This is a genomic window from Pseudomonas sp. Y5-11 (assembly GCF_022368695.1).
GTDB classification, from domain to species: domain Bacteria; phylum Pseudomonadota; class Gammaproteobacteria; order Pseudomonadales; family Pseudomonadaceae; genus Aquipseudomonas; species Aquipseudomonas parakoreensis.
The window spans coordinates 2,167,192-2,187,328 of sequence record NZ_CP058974.1; the positions used below are offsets into that span (position 1 = coordinate 2,167,192).

The 20,137-nt window shown below is 59.8% G+C and carries 16 protein-coding genes; all 16 read left to right on the forward strand.

Annotated features, from left to right (window positions below):
- Positions 1 to 43 precede the first annotated feature (43 nt).
- The 16 genes from rseP (at position 44) to ispD (ending at position 20,048) form a co-directional block, all read left to right on the forward strand.
- On the forward strand, positions 44 to 1,396 hold the full coding sequence (rseP, locus tag HXW87_RS09535) for a sigma E protease regulator RseP (RefSeq protein WP_047291874.1): 1,353 nt from the start codon (positions 44 to 46) through the stop codon (positions 1,394 to 1,396).
- Positions 1,397 to 1,470: 74 nt separating this feature from the next.
- Positions 1,471 to 3,858: an outer membrane protein assembly factor BamA gene (bamA, locus tag HXW87_RS09540; protein WP_239778813.1), complete on the forward strand. Its 2,388-nt coding sequence runs from the start codon at positions 1,471 to 1,473 to the stop codon at positions 3,856 to 3,858.
- Positions 3,859 to 3,903: 45 nt separating this feature from the next.
- Positions 3,904 to 4,407: an OmpH family outer membrane protein gene (locus HXW87_RS09545; RefSeq protein ID WP_003222140.1), complete on the forward strand. Its 504-nt coding sequence runs from the start codon at positions 3,904 to 3,906 to the stop codon at positions 4,405 to 4,407.
- 3 nt (positions 4,408 to 4,410) lie between these two features.
- A complete protein-coding gene (gene lpxD / locus HXW87_RS09550; RefSeq protein WP_047291880.1) occupies positions 4,411 to 5,466 on the forward strand; it encodes a UDP-3-O-(3-hydroxymyristoyl)glucosamine N-acyltransferase in 1,056 nt (351 codons plus the stop codon).
- A gap of 106 nt (positions 5,467 to 5,572) precedes the next feature.
- Positions 5,573 to 6,013: a 3-hydroxyacyl-ACP dehydratase FabZ gene (gene fabZ, locus HXW87_RS09555; protein WP_003222142.1), complete on the forward strand. Its 441-nt coding sequence runs from the start codon at positions 5,573 to 5,575 to the stop codon at positions 6,011 to 6,013.
- Entirely contained in the window at positions 6,010 to 6,786 is a 777-nt protein-coding gene (gene lpxA / locus HXW87_RS09560; RefSeq protein WP_239778814.1) for an acyl-ACP--UDP-N-acetylglucosamine O-acyltransferase, read from the forward strand. Before fabZ ends, lpxA begins: the two co-directional genes overlap by 4 nt.
- 2 nt (positions 6,787 to 6,788) lie before the next feature.
- A complete protein-coding gene (gene lpxB / locus HXW87_RS09565) occupies positions 6,789 to 7,919 on the forward strand; it encodes a lipid-A-disaccharide synthase (RefSeq protein WP_239778815.1) in 1,131 nt (376 codons plus the stop codon).
- A gap of 8 nt (positions 7,920 to 7,927) precedes the next feature.
- A complete protein-coding gene (rnhB, locus tag HXW87_RS09570; RefSeq protein ID WP_041072324.1) occupies positions 7,928 to 8,554 on the forward strand; it encodes a ribonuclease HII in 627 nt (208 codons plus the stop codon).
- Positions 8,555 to 8,630: 76 nt separating this feature from the next.
- Entirely contained in the window at positions 8,631 to 12,152 is a 3,522-nt protein-coding gene (gene dnaE, locus HXW87_RS09575; protein WP_095667391.1) for a DNA polymerase III subunit alpha, read from the forward strand.
- Positions 12,153 to 12,291: 139 nt separating this feature from the next.
- On the forward strand, positions 12,292 to 13,239 hold the full coding sequence (locus HXW87_RS09580) for an acetyl-CoA carboxylase carboxyltransferase subunit alpha (RefSeq protein WP_041072320.1): 948 nt from the start codon (positions 12,292 to 12,294) through the stop codon (positions 13,237 to 13,239).
- Between the two features lie 124 nt (positions 13,240 to 13,363).
- Positions 13,364 to 14,692, forward strand: a complete 1,329-nt coding sequence (gene tilS / locus HXW87_RS09585; RefSeq protein WP_239778816.1) for a tRNA lysidine(34) synthetase TilS — start codon at positions 13,364 to 13,366, stop codon at positions 14,690 to 14,692.
- A gap of 274 nt (positions 14,693 to 14,966) precedes the next feature.
- Positions 14,967 to 16,598 (forward strand): CTP synthase, encoded by a 1,632-nt coding sequence (locus HXW87_RS09590; protein ID WP_003222153.1) that lies wholly within the window; start codon positions 14,967 to 14,969, stop codon positions 16,596 to 16,598.
- A 4-nt stretch (positions 16,599 to 16,602) separates the two neighbouring features.
- Entirely contained in the window at positions 16,603 to 17,448 is an 846-nt protein-coding gene (gene kdsA, locus HXW87_RS09595) for a 3-deoxy-8-phosphooctulonate synthase (RefSeq protein WP_007954807.1), read from the forward strand.
- A gap of 156 nt (positions 17,449 to 17,604) precedes the next feature.
- The gene (eno, locus tag HXW87_RS09600) at positions 17,605 to 18,894 is read left to right on the forward strand and encodes a phosphopyruvate hydratase (protein WP_041072316.1); all 1,290 of its coding nucleotides are present in this window, start codon (positions 17,605 to 17,607) and stop codon (positions 18,892 to 18,894) included.
- Positions 18,895 to 19,065: 171 nt separating this feature from the next.
- Positions 19,066 to 19,344 (forward strand): cell division protein FtsB, encoded by a 279-nt coding sequence (gene ftsB / locus HXW87_RS09605; protein WP_007964293.1) that lies wholly within the window; start codon positions 19,066 to 19,068, stop codon positions 19,342 to 19,344.
- Positions 19,341 to 20,048, forward strand: a complete 708-nt coding sequence (gene ispD / locus HXW87_RS09610) for a 2-C-methyl-D-erythritol 4-phosphate cytidylyltransferase (protein WP_239778817.1) — start codon at positions 19,341 to 19,343, stop codon at positions 20,046 to 20,048. The genes ftsB and ispD overlap by 4 nt, the downstream gene beginning before the upstream one ends.
- Positions 20,049 to 20,137: the final 89 nt, after the last annotated feature.

Sequence of the window (20,137 nt, forward strand, 5' to 3'; positions counted from 1 at the left end):
CCATGGCGTCACGCGGCACTGAACAGGATTGCGGAGAAAGTAGATGAGCGCGCTCTATATGATTGCCGGCACCCTGATCGCTTTGGGTGTGCTGGTCACCTTTCACGAATTCGGCCACTTCTGGGTCGCGCGTCGCTGTGGCGTCAAGGTTCTGCGTTTTTCCGTCGGCTTCGGCATGCCCCTGTTGCGCTGGCACGACAAGCAGGGCACTGAATTTGTCGTCGCCGCGATTCCGCTGGGCGGCTACGTCAAGATGCTCGATGAGCGTGAAGGCGAAGTCCCGGCCGATCAGCTTCATCAATCCTTCAATCGTAAATCGGTGCGCCAGCGCATCGCCATTGTCGCGGCGGGGCCGATTGCCAACTTCCTGCTGGCCCTGGTGTTTTTCTGGGTGCTGGCCATGCTCGGCAGCGAGCAGATCCGTCCGGTGATCGGTGCCGTCGAGTCCGGCAGCATTGCGGCCAGGGCCGGTTTGAGCGCGGGCCAGGAGATCGTCGCCATCGATGGTGAGCCTACCTCCGGTTGGGCTGCCGTCAATTTGCAACTGGTGCGTCGTCTGGGGGAAAGTGGTTCCCTGCAATTGCTCGTGCGCGAGCAGGGTTCGACCGTCGACGCGCCGCGTGAGCTGGCGCTGGACCATTGGCTCAAAGGCGCTGACGAGCCCGATCCCATTCGCTCGCTGGGTATTCGCCCATGGCGCCCGGCTTTGCCGCCAGTACTGGCTGAACTCGATCCAAAAGGCCCGGCACAAGCCGCCGGTCTGAAAACCGGTGATCGCCTGCTGGCGCTCGACGGCCTGGCGCTGAATGACTGGCAGCAAGTGGTCGACAGCGTTCGTACGCGTCCTGATACCAAAATCATGCTGAAAGTCGAGCGTGATGGTGCTCAAATCGACGTCCCGGTGACCCTGGCGGCGCGCGGCGAAAGCAAGTCGCCAAGCGGTTATCTCGGGGCGGGCGTAAAAGCCGTGGACTGGCCGCCGGAAATGATTCGCGAGGTCAGTTATGGTCCGTTGGCCGCGATTGGCGAGGGTGCCCGTCGTACCTGGACCATGAGCGTGCTGACGCTGGACTCGTTGAAGAAAATGCTGTTTGGCGAGCTCTCGGTAAAAAACTTGAGTGGGCCGATAACCATTGCTAAAGTGGCGGGCGCTTCTGCCCAGTCGGGCGTTGCTGATTTCCTGAATTTCCTTGCTTATCTGAGTATTAGCCTGGGGGTTCTGAATTTGCTGCCCATTCCTGTACTGGATGGGGGGCATTTGTTGTTTTATCTGATTGAGTGGGTGCGTGGTCGCCCCTTGTCGGATCGGGTGCAAGGTTGGGGGGTGCAGATCGGTATCAGTTTGGTGGTCGGAGTGATGTTGCTTGCTCTGGTCAATGATCTGGGTCGACTGTAAAGCTTCGCTGAATTGCGAATCTGCCGCATTTTGCGGCAGTTTGTTTATTGCCAGTTGGAATAAGAAAGGACTTCATGAAACGTCTGCTGCTAACTGCGGTTCTCACCGTATTGATGATCGCCGAAGTTCACGCCGAGTCCTTCACTATCTCTGATATTCGCGTCAACGGCCTCCAGCGGGTCTCCGCGGGTAGCGTCTTTGGTGCCTTGCCGTTGAACGTCGGCGAGCAGGCGGATGATCGTCGCCTGGTGGAATCCACTCGTGCGTTGTTCAAAACCGGTTTCTTTCAAGATATCCAGCTGGGCCGCGAAGGCAACGTTCTGGTGATCACGGTCGTCGAACGTCCGTCGGTCGCCAGTATCGAGATCGAAGGTAACAAGGCGATCTCTACCGAAGACCTGATGAAAGGCCTGAAGCAGTCCGGTCTGTCCGAAGGTGAAATCTTCCAGCGCGCCACCCTCGAAGGTGTCCGTAACGAGCTGCAGCGTCAGTACGTTGCCCAGGGCCGTTACTCGGCGACCGTCGATACCGAGGTGGTCTCGCAGCCGCGTAACCGCGTGGCGCTGAAAGTGAAGATCAACGAAGGCACCGTGGCCGCGATCCAGCACATCAACGTGGTGGGTAACACGGTCTTCCCTGATGACGACCTGATCGACCTGTTCGAGCTGAAAACCACCAACTGGCTGTCGTTCTTCAAGAACGATGACAAGTACGCCCGTGAAAAGCTGTCCGGTGACCTGGAGCGTCTGCGTTCCTACTACCTGGACCGTGGTTACATCAACATGGATATCGCTTCGACCCAGGTGTCCATCACCCCGGACAAGAAACACGTCTACATCACCGTCAACATCACCGAGGGCGAGAAGTACACCGTACGTGACGTCAAGCTCAGCGGTGACCTGAAAGTCCCTGAAGACCAGGTCAAGTCGCTGTTGCTGGTGCAGAAAGGCCAGGTGTTCTCGCGCAAGCTGATGACCACCACTTCCGAACTGGTCACTCGTCGCCTGGGTAACGAGGGTTACACCTTCGCCAACGTGAACGGCGTTCCTCAGCCGCATGACGACGATCACACCGTGGACATCCTGTTCGCCGTCGACCCGGGCAAGCGTGCCTACGTCAACCGTATCAATTTCCGTGGCAACACCAAGTCCGAAGACGAAGTGCTGCGTCGCGAAATGCGTCAGATGGAAGGCGGCTGGGCTTCGACCTACCTGATCGACCAGTCCAAGACCCGTCTTGAACGTCTGGGCTTCTTCAAGGAAGTGAACGTTGAGACTCCGGCTGTTCCGGGTGTCGACGACCAGGTTGACGTGAACTATGCCGTTGAAGAACAAGCTTCCGGTTCGATCACCGCCAGCGTCGGTTTCGCCCAGAGCGCCGGTCTGATCCTCGGTGGCTCGATCACTCAGAACAACTTCCTGGGTACCGGTAACCGTGTGAGCGTGGGCCTGACCCGCAGTGAATATCAGAGCCGTTACAACTTCGGCTACGTTGACCCCTACTGGACCGCCGATGGCGTGAGCCTGGGTTACAACGCGTTCTATCGCACCACTGACTACAAAGACCTCGACGTCGACGTAGCGAGCTATGCGGTAGATAGCCTGGGTGCCGGCGTCAACGTTGGCTACCCGATCAGCGAGACGTCGCGTCTGACCTTCGGTCTGTCCGCTCAGCAGGACAAGATCAAGACCGGTCAGTACACCGTTGACGAAATCTTCGACTTCGTTAACAAGGAAGGCGACAACTATCTGAACTTCAAGGCTTCGGCCGGCTGGTCCGAGTCGACCCTGAACAAGGGCGTACTGCCGACCCGTGGTCGTTCCCAGAGCCTGACCCTGGAAACCACGATTCCGGGCAGCGACCTGTCGTTCTACAAACTCGACTACCGTGGTCAGTTGTTCCAGCCGATCACCGAAAACTACACCCTGCGTCTGCACACCGAACTGGGTTATGGCGACGGTTATGGTTCGACCGACGGCTTGCCGTTCTATGAAAACTACTATGCTGGTGGTTTCAACTCGGTACGTGGCTTCAAGGACAGTACGCTGGGTCCTCGCAGTACCCCGAGTCGTGGTCAGGCGGTCACCGGTAACGCCGGTACCATTGCCGACCCGGATCAGGATCCGCTGCCGTTCGGTGGCAACGTATTGATCCAGGGTGGTGTAGAGGTTCTGTTCCCGCTGCCGTTCGTGAAAGATCAGCGATCCCTGCGTACCTCGGTATTCTGGGACGTCGGTAACGTGTTCGACTCGACTTGCAAGTCGACCACCAATGCTGACGGTACAAAAGCCAACACACAGTGCAACGACATCAGTCTGAGCAACATGGCCAGTTCCGTCGGTGTTGGCGTGACCTGGGTAACCGCACTGGGACCTTTGAGCTTCGCGTTGGCTACACCGATCAAGAAACCGGATAACGCTGAAACTCAAGTGTTCCAATTCTCCCTCGGCCAGACGTTCTAAGCGTCTGACCCAAGATAACGACAATGGATTTTGTAGGAGTGCATCGTGCGTAAGTTGACTCAATTGGTTCTCCTGGCCTCCGTACTGGTGGCAGGCCCGGCGTTCGCCGACATGAAAATCGCCGTTCTGAACTATCAGATGGCATTGCTGGAATCCGATGCGGCCAAGAAATACGCGGTGGATGCCGAGAAGAAGTTCGGTCCGCAACTGACCAAGCTCAAGACGCTGGAAAGCAGCGCCAAGGGTATTCAGGACCGTCTGATGGCCGGTGGCGACAAGATGCAGCAGGGCGAGCGTGAGCGTCTGGAGCTTGAGTTCAAGCAAAAGGCCCGTGACTTCCAGTTCCAGTCCAAGGAACTGAACGAAGCCAAGGCAGTTGCCGACCGCGAAATGCTCAAGCAACTGAAGCCGAAACTGGATAGCGCAGTGGAAGAAGTCATCAAGAAAGGTGGTTTTGACCTGGTGTTCGAGCGTGGCGCAGTGATCGATGTCAAACCTCAGTACGACATCACGCGCCAGGTTATCGAGCGCATGAATCAGCTGAAGTAACCCATGACCGTGACTATCAAGCTCGGCCAGTTGGCCGAGTTCCTCGGCGCCACCCTGCGTGGCGACCCCGAGACGCAAATTACTGGGCTAGCCACCTTGCAGGAGGCTGGCCCAGCTCAGTTGAGCTTTCTGGCAAATCCTCAATATCGCAAATACCTGGCAAGTTCCCAGGCGGCTGCGCTATTGCTCAAGGAGGCCGATGCCGACGGTTTTACCGGCAACGCGCTGGTGGTGCCGGATCCTTACCTGGCTTATGCACGCATCTCGCATCTGTTCGATCCGAAGCCGAAAGCCGCTGCGGGTGTTCATCCCACAGCGGTGATTGCGCCGGATGCGGTGGTTGATCCAAGCGCCAGCATTGGCCCGTTCGTGGTGATCGAGGCGGGTGCCCGCATCGGTGCGCAGGTCACGTTGGGTGCCCATTGCGTCATCGGTGCCCGCAGTGAAATCGGTGAGGGCGGCTGGCTCGCTCCGCGGGTGACGCTGTACCACGACGTGCGCATCGGCAAGCGCGTAGTGATCCAGTCCGGTGCCGTGCTTGGTGGCGAAGGTTTCGGTTTTGCCAACGAGAAAGGTATCTGGCAGAAGATCGCCCAGATCGGTGGCGTGACCATCGGCGACGATGTCGAGATCGGCGTGAACACCGCCATCGACCGTGGCGCGTTGGCGGACACCGTGATCGGCAACGGCGTGAAGCTCGACAACCAGATCCAGATCGCGCACAACGTCCAGGTCGGTGATCACACCGCCATGGCGGCGTGTGTCGGTATCTCCGGCAGCACCAAAATCGGCAAGCATTGCATGCTCGCCGGTGGTGTCGGCCTGGTTGGGCACATCGATATTTGCGACAACGTTTTCCTGACCGGGATGACCATGGTGACCCACTCGATTACCGAGCCGGGTGCCTATTCGTCCGGCACAGCCATGCAACCGGCGGCCGAATGGCGCAAAAGCGCGGCCCGCATCCGTCAGCTCGATGACCTCGCGCGACGTTTGAAGCAGCTGGAAAAGCGCGTCGGGGAAGTGACCCCCGGCAGCAATGCTTCATCTGATGGCTGATACCATTTCCATATCAAGTGTGCACAGCCTCTAGACTGCCTCCTTGATTTGCTAGAGGAGTGCGCGTCAGTCGCGCTCCCAATCTTTACATAGGCTTCCCCCCGAAATGATGGACATCAACGAGATTCGCGAATACCTGCCTCACCGTTACCCGTTCCTGCTGGTGGACCGGGTGGTGGAACTGGACACTGAAGGCAAGCGCATTCGCGCCTACAAGAATGTCAGCATCAATGAGCCATTCTTCAACGGCCACTTCCCGGCGCACCCGATCATGCCGGGCGTACTGATCATCGAAGCGATGGCCCAGGCTGCCGGGATCCTCGGTTTCAAAATGCTTGACGTAAAGCCGGCCGACGGCACCCTGTACTACTTCGTCGGTTCCGACAAACTGCGTTTCCGCCAGCCAGTGCTGCCGGGCGACCAGTTGATCCTTGAAGCCAAGTTCATCAGCTGCAAGCGTCAGATCTGGAAATTCGAATGCCAGGCCTCGGTCGACGGCAAGCCGGTCTGCTCGGCGGAAATCATCTGTGCGGAACGCAAGCTATGAGTTTGATTGACCCTCGTGCAATCATCGATCCGTCGGCCGTTCTGGCTGACGGCGTCGAGGTCGGCCCGTGGTCGATCATCGGCGCAGGTGTGGAAATCGGCGAGGGTACTGTGATCGGGCCGCACGTGGTCCTCAAAGGCCCGACCCGCATCGGCAAGCACAACCGCATCTACCAGTTTTCCTCGGTAGGCGAAGACACGCCCGATCTGAAGTACAAAGGTGAAGAAACCCGTCTGGTGATCGGTGACCACAACGTCATCCGCGAAGGCGTGACCATTCACCGTGGCACCGTGCAGGACCGTTCGGAAACCACGCTGGGCGATCACAACCTGATCATGGCCTACGCCCACATCGGGCATGACAGCGTCATCGGCAACCACTGCATTCTGGTCAACAACACCGCGTTGGCCGGGCATGTGCACGTTGACGACTGGGCGATCCTGTCCGGGTTCACCCTGGTTCATCAGTATTGCCATATTGGCGCGCACAGCTTTTCCGGCATGGGCACCGCCATCGGCAAGGACGTTCCGGCGTTCGTCACCGTATTCGGCAACCCCGCCGAAGCGCGCAGCATGAATTTCGAAGGCATGCGCCGCCGCGGTTTCAGTGAAGACGCGATTCATGCGCTGCGCCGCGCCTATAAAACGGTGTATCGCCAGGGGCTGACCGTGGAGCAAGCGCTGGCCGAACTGGTCGAACCTGCTGCGCAATTCCCGGAAGTCGCGCTGTTCCGTGATTCGATCCAGTCCTCGACTCGCGGCATCACCCGCTGATCATGGCCAATCTGCGTATTGCGCTGGTGGCGGGCGAAGCTTCCGGGGATATTTTGGGCGCCGGTCTGATGCGCGCCCTCAAGGCGCAGCATTCGGCAGTCGAGTTCATCGGTGTCGGCGGTCCGTTGATGCAGGCCGAAGGCCTGACGTCGTATTTCCCCATGGAGCGCCTGTCGGTCATGGGGCTCGTGGAGGTGCTCGGGCGGCTGCGCGAGTTGCTCAAGCGGCGCAAGGACCTGATCGCTACGCTGATCGCCGAGAAACCGGACGTGTTCATCGGCATCGATGCCCCGGATTTCAACCTCAATATCGAACTCAAGCTGCGTCAGGCCGGGATCAAGACCGTGCACTACGTCAGCCCGTCGGTGTGGGCATGGCGTCAGAAGCGTGTGCTGAAGATTCGCGAAGGCTGCGATCTGATGCTCACCCTGTTGCCATTTGAAGCAAAATTCTACGAAGAGAAAGGCGTGCCGGTGCGTTTCGTCGGTCATACGCTGGCCGATACCATTCCGCTGCAGGCCGACCGCGCCGCAGCGCGTGCCGAACTCGGTTTGCCCGACGGTCCGCTGGTGGCGTTGATGCCCGGCAGTCGCGGTGGTGAAGTCGGCCGTCTCGGGGCGCTGTTCCTTGATACGGCCGAGCGTCTGCGGGCCATGCGCCCGGGGCTGCGCTTCGTCATCCCGTGCGCCAATGCCGAGCGTCGCGCGCAACTCGAAGCGTTGCTGGTGGGCCGAGACTTGCCGGTGACCCTGCTCGATGGCAAATCCCATCTGGCGCTCGCGGCGTGCAACGCGGTGCTGATCGCCTCCGGCACGGCGACGCTTGAAGCGTTGCTGTACAAGCGGCCGATGGTCGTTGCGTATCGCCTGGCACCGCTGACGTTCTGGATCCTCAAACGCATGGTCAAGAGCCCGTACGTGTCCTTGCCCAACCTGTTGGCCCAGCGTCTGTTGGTGCCAGAGTTGTTGCAGGATGATGCGACGGTCGAGGCGTTGGCGCAGACCCTGTCGCCGTTGATCGACGGCGGCGAAGAGCAGACCCGTGGCTTCGACGAGATTCACCGCACGTTGCGGCGGGACGCTTCCAATCAGGCGGCGGATGCCGTCCTCAACCTGATCGGTCAGAAACAATGAGCAAGACGATGCAAATGGGCCTGGATTTCACATTGGTCGCCGAAGTCGAAGAACTGGTGGCCGGTGTCGACGAAGTCGGTCGTGGCCCGTTGTGCGGCGCGGTGGTGACGGCGGCGGTGATCCTCGATCCGAACCGGCCGATCCTTGGTCTCAACGACTCGAAGAAGCTCACCGAAGCCCGGCGCGAGAAGCTTTACGACGAGATCATCGAAAAATCCCTGAGCTGGTGCATCGCCCGCGCCGAAGTCGAGGAAATCGACGAGCTGAACATCCTGCACGCTACCATGCTCGCCATGCAGCGCGCGGTGGCCGGGCTGCATGTGCAGCCGAAACTGGCGATGATCGATGGTAACCGCTGCCCGAAACTGCCGATGCGCGCCGAAGCGGTGGTGCAGGGCGATGGCAAGGTGCCAGCCATCGCTGCCGCGTCGATTCTGGCCAAGGTCAGCCGCGACCGGGAAATGGCGGCATTCGAATTGATCTACCCGGGGTACGGCATCGGCGGCCATAAAGGCTATCCGACGCCCGTTCATCTGGAAGCGTTGGCACGGCTGGGCCCGACACCGATTCACCGGCGCTCGTTCGCCCCGGTGCGACAGGCTTACGAGGCGCGCGAAGGCCTGACACAGGTTTAGTCGCAAGGCTGATGTTTTGTTCGAGGCCCGGTACAATCCGGGCCTTGTTGTCTCTATGTAACTGGACAGGATCACTATGCCGGCTTCATTCGTTCATCTACGCCTGCACACTGAATACTCCCTGGTCGACGGGCTGGTGCGGATCAAGCCACTGGTCAAGGCGCTGACCGGCATGAACATGCCGGCCGTGGCGGTCACCGATCAGAACAACATGTGTTCCCTGGTCAAATTCTATAAAAACGCCATGGGCGCCGGCATCAAGCCGATCTGCGGCGCCGACCTGTGGCTGTCGAACAAGGATCCGGACGGGCCATTGAGCCGGATCAGCCTGTTGGTAATGAACGCCAAGGGCTATCGCAATCTCACCGAGCTGATCTCGCGCGGCTTCATCGAAGGCCAGCGCAACGGCATGATCATCATCGAGCGCGAATGGGTCGCCGAGGCCAACGAAGGTCTGATCATGCTGTCCGCCGCGAAGGAAGGCGAAATCGGCATGGCCATGATTGGCGGTAACCCGGCCGAAGCCGAGACGTTGGCGCGCGAGTGGATGGCGGTGTTCCCTGATCGTTTCTATCTGGAAATCCAGCGCACCAATCGCCCCAACGACGAAGAGCAATTGCACGGTGCCGTGGCCCTGGCCGACAAGCTCGGCGCGCCGCTGGTGGCGACCAACGATGTGCGCTTCATCAAACAGGAAGACTTTGCTGCCCACGAAACCCGCGTGTGCATCGGTGAGGGCCGCGCCCTCGACGATCCGCGGCGCTCGAAGAATTACAGTGATCAGCAGTACCTGAAAAGCGCCGAGGAAATGGCCGAGCTGTTCAGTGACATTCCCGACGCGATCGAAAACACCGTCGAGATTGCCAAGCGTTGCAACATCGACGTGAAGCTGGGCAAGCACTTCCTGCCTGACTACCCGATTCCTGATGGCATGACCATCGATGAATACTTCCGCAAGGTGTCGTTCGATGGTCTGGAAGACCGCCTCAGCGTATTGCTGCCCAAGGACACCACCGAAGACTATGAGGCCAAGCGTCAGGTCTACGTCGACCGGCTGAATTTCGAGCTGGATATCATCATCCAGATGGGCTTCCCCGGTTATTTCCTGATCGTGATGGACTTTATCCAGTGGGCCAAGAACAACGGCGTGCCGGTAGGCCCGGGCCGTGGGTCGGGTGCCGGATCGCTGGTGGCCTATGTGCAGAAGATCACCGACCTCGACCCGCTGGAATACGACCTGCTGTTCGAACGTTTCCTCAACCCGGAACGGGTCTCGATGCCCGACTTCGACGTCGACTTCTGCATGGACGGTCGCGACCGGGTCATTGATTACGTGGCCGAAAAATATGGCCGCAACGCGGTAAGCCAGATCATCACCTTCGGTTCCATGGCCGCCAAGGCGGTGGTGCGCGACGTGGCGCGAGCCCAGGGCAAGTCATTCGGCCTGGCGGATCGTCTGTCGAAGATGATTCCGTTCGAAGTCGGCATGACCCTGGAAAAAGCCTACGAGCAGGAAGAGATCCTGCGCGACTTCATCAAGGTCGATGAGGAAGCGGCGGAAATCTGGGAGATGGCGCGCAAGCTCGAGGGCGTGGTGCGTAACGTCGGTAAACACGCCGGTGGTGTGGTAATCGCCCCGACCAAGCTGACCGATTTCTCGCCGATCTATTGCGACGAGGCCGGCGATGGCCTGGTGACCCAGTTCGACAAGGACGACGTCGAGGCGGCCGGTCTGGTGAAGTTCGACTTCCTCGGCTTGCGGACCCTGACAATCATCGACTGGGCGCTGAAAACCATCAACCGCGACCGCGCCAAGGTCAACGAGCCGCCGCTGGACATCGCGTTCATCCCGCTGGATGACAAACCGACCTATCAGCTGCTGCAAAAAGCTGAAACCACCGCGGTGTTCCAGCTCGAATCCCGGGGCATGAAAGAGCTGATCAAAAAGCTCAAGCCTGACTGCCTCGAAGACTTGATCGCACTGGTAGCCCTGTTCCGTCCGGGCCCACTGCAATCGGGCATGGTGGATGACTTCATCAACCGTAAGCACGGTCGCGCCGAATTGGCTTATCCGCACCCGGATTACCAGTATGAAGGCCTGCAACCGGTGCTGGCGCCGACGTACGGCATCATCCTGTATCAGGAACAGGTGATGCAGATCGCCCAGGTCATGGCCGGTTACACCCTCGGTGGTGCGGACATGCTGCGTCGGGCGATGGGTAAGAAGAAACCCGAGGAAATGGCCAAGCAGCGCGGCGGTTTCATTGAAGGTTGTGCGTCGAACAATATCGATGCGGATCTTGCCGGTAACATTTTTGACCTGGTAGAGAAATTCGCCGGTTACGGCTTCAACAAGTCCCACTCCGCCGCTTACGGCCTGGTGTCGTACCAGACCGCTTGGCTGAAAGCCCATTACCCGGCGCCGTTCATGGCGGCGGTGCTTTCGGCGGATATGCACAACACCGACAAGGTCGTGACCTTGATCGAGGAAGTGCGCACGATGAAGCTGCGCCTCGACGCGCCGGACGTGAACACGTCGGAGTTCAAGTTCACGGTGAACGACGAAGGCCGCATCGTATACGGCCTGGGCGCGATCAAAGGCGTCGGTGAAGGCCCGGTGGAAGCGATTACCGAAGCCCGTCAGGCCGGTCCGTTCAAGGATCTGTTCGACTTCTGCGCCCGGGTTGACCTCAAGCGCATCAACAAACGCACGCTGGACGGTCTGATCCGCAGCGGCGCGCTGGATCGCCTCGGCCCGTACTTCCACGATGAACAAAAGGCTTATCAGGCCAACATCGACCGCAACCGCGCCGTGCTGCTGGCGGCGATGGAAGAGGCAATCAAGTCGGCCGAGCAGACCGCGCGCACCCGCGATAGCGGTCATGCCGACCTGTTCGGCGGGCTGTTCGTCGAGGAAGATGCCGACGTCTATGCAACGCACCGCAAGGCCAAGGAGCTGACCCTCAAGGAACGCCTCAAGGGTGAGAAAGACACCCTGGGTCTGTACCTGACCGGTCACCCGATCGACGAATATGAAGGCGAGATTCGTCGCTTCGCCCGTCAGCGCATCATCGACCTGAAACCGGCTCGCGACACGCAAACCGTGGCCGGGATGATCATTGCCCTGCGCGTGATGAAGAACAAAAAGGGCGACAAGATGGGCTTCATTACCCTTGATGACCGCTCGGGACGGATCGAGGCCTCGCTGTTTGCCGATGCGTTCCATTCTGCGCAGTCGCTGTTGCAGACCGACGCGATGGTGGTGGTCGAAGGCGAAGTCAGCAACGACGACTTCTCCGGCGGCCTGCGCCTGCGGGTCAAGCGGGTGATGAGCATGGAGGATGCACGGACCAATCTGGCCGAAAGCCTGCGCCTGAAGCTGCACACTCAGGATTTGAAAGGCGATCAGCTACGCTGGTTGGGTGAACTGCTCAAGCGTCACCGCGGGGCGTGCCCGATCACCATGGAGTACACCAGTCCCGATGCGAAGACCTTGCTGCAGTTCGGCGAGACCTGGCGAATCGACCCGGCGGATGCCTTGATTCAAGCCCTGCGTGACCAGTTCGGGCGAGACAACGTCTTCCTCCAATACCGTTGACCGGTAAGTGCCATCATTGCGCTTGCCCGCAACCTGAATTTTTAATCTCGACCTCAGCGCGCCTCTCCCTTAAGGTAGGGCGCGAATAGACAACCGGCCGGCCCAAGCTCACTTGGGACACGACCCAAGACGGACGCCTATGAACCCGAATTTTCTAGATTTCGAACAGCCGATCGCCGACCTGCAAGCCAAGATCGAAGAGTTGCGCTTGGTCGGTAATGACAATTCGCTGAATATCGGCGATGAGATCTCCCGCCTGCAGGACAAGAGCCGTACGCTGACCGAAGACATCTTCGGCAAGCTGACCAGCTGGCAGATCGCTCGCCTGGCGCGCCACCCGAAACGCCCGTACACCCTCGATTACATCGAGCACATCTTTACCGAGTTCGACGAACTGCACGGTGATCGTCACTTCTCCGACGACGCCGCCATTGTGGGTGGCGTGGCCCGTCTGGAAGACCAGCCAGTGATGGTCATCGGTCACCAGAAGGGGCGCGAAGTGCGCGAGAAGGTACGCCGTAACTTTGGCATGCCGCGTCCGGAAGGTTACCGCAAGGCTTGCCGTCTGATGGAAATGGCCGAGCGTTTCAAGATGCCGATCCTGACCTTCATCGACACCCCGGGCGCCTACCCGGGTATTGACGCCGAAGAGCGCAACCAGAGCGAGGCCATCGCCTGGAACCTGCGCGTGATGGCGCGCCTGAAAACCCCGATCATCGCCACCGTGATCGGTGAAGGTGGTTCCGGCGGTGCGTTGGCGATCGGTGTCTGCGATCAGTTGAACATGCTGCAGTACTCGACCTACGCGGTGATCTCGCCGGAAGGTTGTGCTTCGATCCTGTGGAAAACCGCCGAAAAAGCGCCGGACGCTGCCGAGGCGATGGGCATCACCGCCGAGCGCCTGAAAGGTCTGGGTATCGTCGACAAGGTGATCGGCGAGCCACTGGGCGGCGCCCACCGTGATCCGGCCGCTGCTGCTGCCTCGATCCGTGCCGAACTGAGCTCGCAACTGGCGATGCTGAAGAAGTTCGACAACGAAGCGCTGCTCAAGCGCCGTTACGATCGTCTGATGAGCTACGGTCTCTAAGTCGACGGCGCAGTAACCCTGTAGGAGCTGCCGCAGGCTGCGATCTTTTGATCTTGATACAGCAAAATCAAAAGATCGCAGCCTGCGGCAGCTCCTACAGGTTTTTTAAGAAGCGACCTTCTCTATGAATCCTTCGAAGAGTGATTTGCCGTCGCGGCTCATGTCGAGCCTTGAGCCTTGGTGCAACGCCGCTCAGTGGCGCATCGCCTTCTCCGGTGGTCTGGACTCCACCGTCCTGCTGCACCTGCTTGCCGATCTGGCAAAAACCGAATCATTCCCTGCGCTCAGCGCCATCCATATCCACCACGGCCTCCAGGCTGCGGCCGATGCGTGGCCGGCGCATTGTCAGTCGGTCTGCGATGCGCTGGGGGTTCCCTTGCAGATTGTTCGGGTGACTGTGCAACCCGGCGCCAGCCTGGAGCGGGCGGCGCGGGAGGCGCGTTACGCGGCGTTCATGTCGCTGACCGAAGCGGATGACGTGCTGCTGACCGGGCAGCACCGTGATGATCAGGCCGAAACCCTGCTGTTTCGCCTGATGCGCGGTGCTGGCGTTCGCGGACTTTCGGCGATGCCGGCGCAGCGGCCGTTGGGGCAGGGCACGCTGTTGCGGCCTCTTCTCGATGTCTCGCGTGCCGAGCTTGAGGCGTACGCCCGTGCGCATCAGTTGCACTGGATCGAAGACCCGTCAAACCAGGATCGACAGTTCTCGCGCAACTATCTGCGTCATCAGGTGCTGCCGCTGCTCACCGCGCGCTGGCCGCAAACGCAGGCGAGCATGGCGCGCAGCGCGGCGCACCTGCGTGAGGCGCAAGGCCTGCTCGATGAGCTGGCGCAGCTCGATCTGGCACACGCCGCCACGCCGAGCGGATTTCCATGGCTGGCCCTGCCGTCGCTGGAGCTGGCGCCGCTGACAAAGTTGTCCGCCGCTCGTCAGCGCAACGCACTCAGCCACTGGCTCGAACCGCTGACCCGCCTGCCCGACACTGACCATTGGTCGGGTTGGGACAACCTGTGCGGCGCCACCGGCGATGCATCCCCGGTCTGGCGTCTGGCCGATGGCGAGGTCCATCGCAGCGCCGGTCGGATATGGTGGTTGAGCGGCGACTGGCTGTGTGTGCCAGCGGCCAGCGTTGACTGGCGTGACCCGTCGACGCCGCTACGCTTGGCGAATAACGGGCGTGTCATGTTCAGCGGGCAGACTCCCATCGGGCCGTTGCGGATTGGCTATCGACAGGGCGGCGAAGTCATGCACCTGGCCGATCGCGGGCACCGCGATCTCAAGCGCCTGCTCAATGAGCGCGCGCTGCCGGGCTTCGTCCGTGGCAGATTGCCGCTGCTGTTTCGCGGCGCAGAATTGCTCGCCGTGGCGAACCTGCCGGGCCTTGACGGGCAGGGGCCGGACGGCTGGAAATTGCATTGGCAGCCAACAGACGAAGATCAAGGTTTGAGATGAAAGGGGCATTCCGGTAGACTACGCTCCCTTCTTGATACAACTTCTGTGGATTCGCCTGAATTGCAGGAGTTGCCGATTACCAAGCAGTCTTTGCTGGGCGATTCCAAAAAATGTGTAGCGAGCAACGTACCGGTGTTTCATCTGCCGGTCTGTCCCAACGCGGCGGTTTTTTTGAAAGGTGCACTGTGATTAATGCAGGTGATCGGGGGCTTCGGCCTTCCTTCGCTTTCCCCGGCGGCTCGTACCGCTTTAACGCAGACTTCTAGGGTTTTTCATGACGCGCTACATATTCGTCACGGGCGGTGTTGTTTCTTCATTGGGGAAAGGCATTGCCTCGGCTTCATTGGCGGCCATCCTGGAGGCGCGGGGGCTTAAGGTCACCATGCTTAAGCTGGATCCGTACATCAACGTCGACCCGGGCACCATGAGCCCGTTCCAGCACGGTGAAGTGTTCGTCACCCACGACGGCGCCGAGACCGACCTGGACCTGGGCCATTACGAGCGGTTCATCCGCACGACCATGACCCAGAACAACAACTTCACCACCGGCCGTGTCTACGAGCACGTGCTGCGCAAAGAGCGCCGTGGTGACTACCTGGGTGCAACCATCCAGGTGATTCCGCACATCACCGACGAAATCAAGCGTCGCATCATCAAGGGTGCCGGCGATGCCGACGTGGCCCTGGTGGAAATCGGCGGTACCGTGGGCGACATCGAATCGCAACCGTTCCTCGAAGCCATCCGTCAACTGCGTGTGGAAGTCGGTTCCAAGCGCGCGATGCTGATGCACCTGACCCTGGTTCCGTACATCGCCACCGCTGGCGAAACCAAGACCAAGCCAACCCAGCACTCGGTAAAAGAGCTGCGCTCGATCGGCCTGCAGCCAGACGTGCTGATCTGCCGCTCCGACCATCCGGTGGATGTGTCGTCGCGTCGCAAGATCGCGCTGTTCACCAACGTTGAAGAACGTGCGGTGATCTCCCTGGAAGACGTCGACACCATCTACAAGATCCCGGCCGTGCTGCACGCCCAGGGTCTGGACGATTTCGTCGTCGAGCGTTTCGGCCTGCAATGCAATGGCGCCGACCTGTCCGAGTGGGAAAAGGTTGTCGATGCCAAGCTCAATCCTGAGCACGAAGTGACCATCGCGATGGTCGGCAAGTACATGGAGCTGCTGGACGCCTACAAGTCGCTGATCGAAGCGATGAGTCACGCCGGCATCACCAACCGTACCAAGGTCAACCTGCGTTACATCGATTCCGAAGACATCGAGAACCAGGGCACTGCGCTGCTCGAAGGCGTTGACGCGATCCTCGTTCCGGGCGGCTTCGGTCTGCGCGGCGTGGAAGGCAAGATCACGGCCGTTCAGTACGCTCGTGAGAACAAGGTTCCATACCTGGGCATCTGCCTGGGCATGCAAGTGGCGGTCATCGAGTTCGCCCGTAACGTGCTGGGCTGGAAAGACGCCAACTCCACCGAGTTTGATCGTGCCAGCGGCCATCCGGTCGTGGGTCTGATCACCGAGTGGGAAGATGCCACCGGCGCGGTTGAAGTGCGTACCGAAGCGTCCGATCTGGGCGGCACCATGCGCCTCGGCGCTCAGGAATGCCTGCTCGAAGCCGGCTCCAAGGTGCACGACTGCTATGGCAAGGACGTGATTGTTGAACGTCACCGTCACCGCTACGAAGTGAACAACAACCTGCTGCCACAAATCATCGAAGCCGGCCTGAAAATCTCCGGTCGCTCCGCTGACGCCGCGCTGGTTGAAGTGGTTGAAGCACCGGATCATCCATGGTTCGTCGCTTGCCAGTTCCACCCGGAGTTCACCTCGACGCCTCGTGACGGTCACCCGCTGTTCAGCGGTTTCGTAAAAGCAGCGTTGGCTCAACACCAGAAGAAGGCGTAACCCGATGGCACAGAAGATCATCCGCGTCGGCGACATCGAGATTGCCAACGACAAACCCATGGTGCTGTTCGGCGGCATGAACGTGCTGGAAAGCCGCGACATGGCCATGCAGGTTTGCGAGGAGTACGTGAAGGTCACCGAGAAACTCGGTATCCCTTACGTGTTCAAGGCCAGCTTCGACAAGGCCAACCGCTCTTCTGTGACCTCGTATCGCGGCCCTGGCCTGGAAGAAGGCATGCGCATCTTCCAGGACATCAAGCAAGCCTTCGGCGTGCCGATCATCACCGACGTCCACGAGCCTGATCAGGCCGCGGTCGTCGCTGAAGTCTGCGACATCATCCAGCTGCCGGCCTTCCTGTCGCGCCAGACCGATCTGGTCGTCGCGATGGCCAAGACCAACGCGGTGATCAACATCAAGAAAGCCCAGTTCCTCGCGCCTCAGGAAATGAAACACATCCTGAACAAGTGCGTGGAAGCGGGTAACGATCAATTGATCCTCTGCGAGCGCGGTTCGAGCTTCGGCTACAACAACCTCGTGGTCGACATGCTCGGCTTCGGCATCATGAAGCAGTTCGAATACCCGGTATTCTTCGACGTGACCCACTCGCTACAAATGCCTGGCGGTCGTTCCGACTCCGCCGGCGGTCGCCGCGCCCAGGTCACCGATCTGGCCAAGGCAGGCATGAGCCAGTCGCTGGCCGGTCTGTTCCTTGAAGCGCATCCGGATCCGGACAACGCCAAATGCGACGGCCCTTGCGCCTTGCGTCTGGACAAACTGGAGCCATTCCTGGCCCAGCTCAAAGCCCTGGACGAACTGGTGAAGAGTTTTCCGACGGTAGAAACCGCGTAAACCTCAATTCTCCGGTAAAGTACCGCACGATTTGTCGCACATGCCCTCGGGCATGTGCGTTGTCGTCTGCAAGCTGCCCGCTGCACACCACTTGCCGACGGTAAAAAGATTTCCTCTAGCTGCGTCGTTTTCGTCAACTTTGGAGTGTTTACAACAATGGCAAAAATCGTCGACATCAAAGGTCGTGAAGTTCTCGACTCCCGTGGCAATCCCACCGTGGAAGCGGACGTGCTTCTCGACAACGGCATCATCGGCAGCGCCTGCGCGCCGTCCGGTGCATCCACTGGCTCGCGTGAAGCGCTCGAGCTGCGTGATGGCGACAAGAGCCGTTACCTGGGCAAAGGTGTGCTCAAGGCGGTAGCCAACATCAACGGTCCGATCCGCGATCTGCTGCTGGGCACTGACCCAAGCGACCAGAAAGCCCTCGACCACGCGATGATCAAGCTCGACGGTACCGAAAACAAGGCAACCCTGGGCGCCAACGCCATCCTCGCCGTGTCCCTGGCTGCGGCCAAGGCGGCTGCACAGGACCAGGATCTGCCGCTGTACGCCCACATCGCCAACCTGAACGGCACCCCGGGTGTGTACTCGATGCCGGTGCCGATGATGAACATCATCAACGGTGGCGAGCATGCCGATAACAACGTCGACATCCAGGAATTCATGGTGCAGCCGGTTGGCGCCAAGACCTTCTCGGAAGGTCTGCGCATGGGCACCGAGATTTTCCATCACCTCAAAGCCGTGCTGAAGGCCCGTGGCCTGAGCACCGCCGTTGGCGACGAAGGCGGTTTCGCACCGAACCTGGCATCCAACGAAGACGCGTTGAAAGTGATCTCCGAAGCCGTGGCCAACGCCGGTTACAAGCTGGGCACCGACGTGACCCTGGCGCTGGACTGCGCTGCCAGCGAGTTCTTCGAAGACGGCAAGTACAACCTGTCCGGCGAAGGCCAGGTGTTCACCGCTGAAGGTTTCGCCGATTATCTGAAAGGCCTGACCGAACGTTATCCGATCATCTCGATCGAAGACGGTCTGGACGAGTCCGATTGGGCTGGCTGGAAGATCCTCACCGACAAGATCGGCGAGAAAACCCAACTGGTCGGCGACGACCTGTTCGTGACCAACACCAAGATCCTGAAAGAAGGCATCGATAAAAAGATCGCCAACTCGATCCTGATCAAGTTCAACCAGATCGGCACCCTGACCGAAACCCTGGAAGCCATCCAGATGGCCAAGGCCGCCGGTTACACCGCCGTGATCTCGCACCGTTCGGGCGAAACCGAAGATTCGACCATTGCCGACCTGGCCGTGGGCACCTCGGCTGGCCAGATCAAGACCGGTTCGCTGTGCCGTTCCGACCGCGTTTCCAAGTACAACCAACTGCTGCGTATCGAAGAGCAGTTGAATGGCAAAGCCAAGTACAACGGTCGCGCCGAGTTCCGCGGTTAAGCTGTAGATGGTAAAAAGACACCGGATTGTGTCGGAAAAGTCGTGACAGCGATGGATTTGCCACTAATCTGATGCCTTACATGCACAAGCCTGGATCTTCCAGGCTTCGTGCTATCAGACGTTTCAAAGTTTTCGCGTGGCTGTCTTTTTTCACTGGATACCTGATATTCGATGCGCAGTCCTTACTGGTTGTTTCTCGTTTTGCTCTTGCTGCTGGCCGGTCTGCAGTACCGCCTGTGGGTGGGCAATGGCAGTCTGGCGCAGGTCGCCGAGCTGAAGCAGCAGATTGCTGATCAGCACGCTGAGAACGAAGGCCTGCTGGAGCGCAATCGGGTGATGGATGCTGAAGTCAGCGAGTTGAAAAAAGGCATGGAGACCGTTGAAGAGCGGGCTCGCCATGAGCTGGGCATGGTCAAGGACGGTGAAACCCTTTACCAGCTCGCGCAATGATCGATTCCCTGCCGGCCTTCTGGGCCGTGATTCCTGCCGCGGGCGTCGGTGCCCGAATGGCTGCGGACCGTCCCAAGCAATACCTGCAACTGGGCGGACGGACAATTCTCGAACACAGCCTTGGCTGTTTCCTTGATCACCCACGCCTCAAAGGGCTGGTGGTCAGTCTTGCCGTTGATGATCCTTACTGGCCAAGTCTGGCCTGCGCAAGCGACCCGCGGATTCAGCGGGTCGAGGGTGGTGCGGAGCGTTCCGGGTCGGTGCTCAATGCCTTGCTGCATTTGCATGCGCAAGGTGCCGACGATGAAGACTGGGTGCTGGTGCACGATGCCGCGCGGCCGAATCTGAGCCGTGACGATCTCGACAAATTGCTAGCTGAACTGGCGGACGATGCCGTCGGTGGTCTGTTGGCCGTGCCGGCGCGCGATACGCTGAAGCGGGTCGACAAGCACGGTCGTGTGCTCGAAACAGTGGATCGCAGCGTGATCTGGCAAGCCTATACACCACAGATGTTCCGTCTCGGTGCGCTGCATCGGGCGTTGGCTGACAGTCTGGTGGCGGATGCGGTGATTACCGATGAAGCCTCGGCAATGGAATGGGCTGGTCTGGCACCGCGTTTGATCGAAGGGCGGGCGGACAACCTCAAAGTCACCCGGCCGGAAGATCTGGAGTGGTTGCGTCAGCGTTGGGCTAACCGCCGCTGAAAGATCAAAGGATCGCAGCCTGCGGCAGCTCCTACAGGGAGTTTGCGGTTTCCCTGTAGGAGCTGCCGCAGGCTGCGATCTTTTGCTTT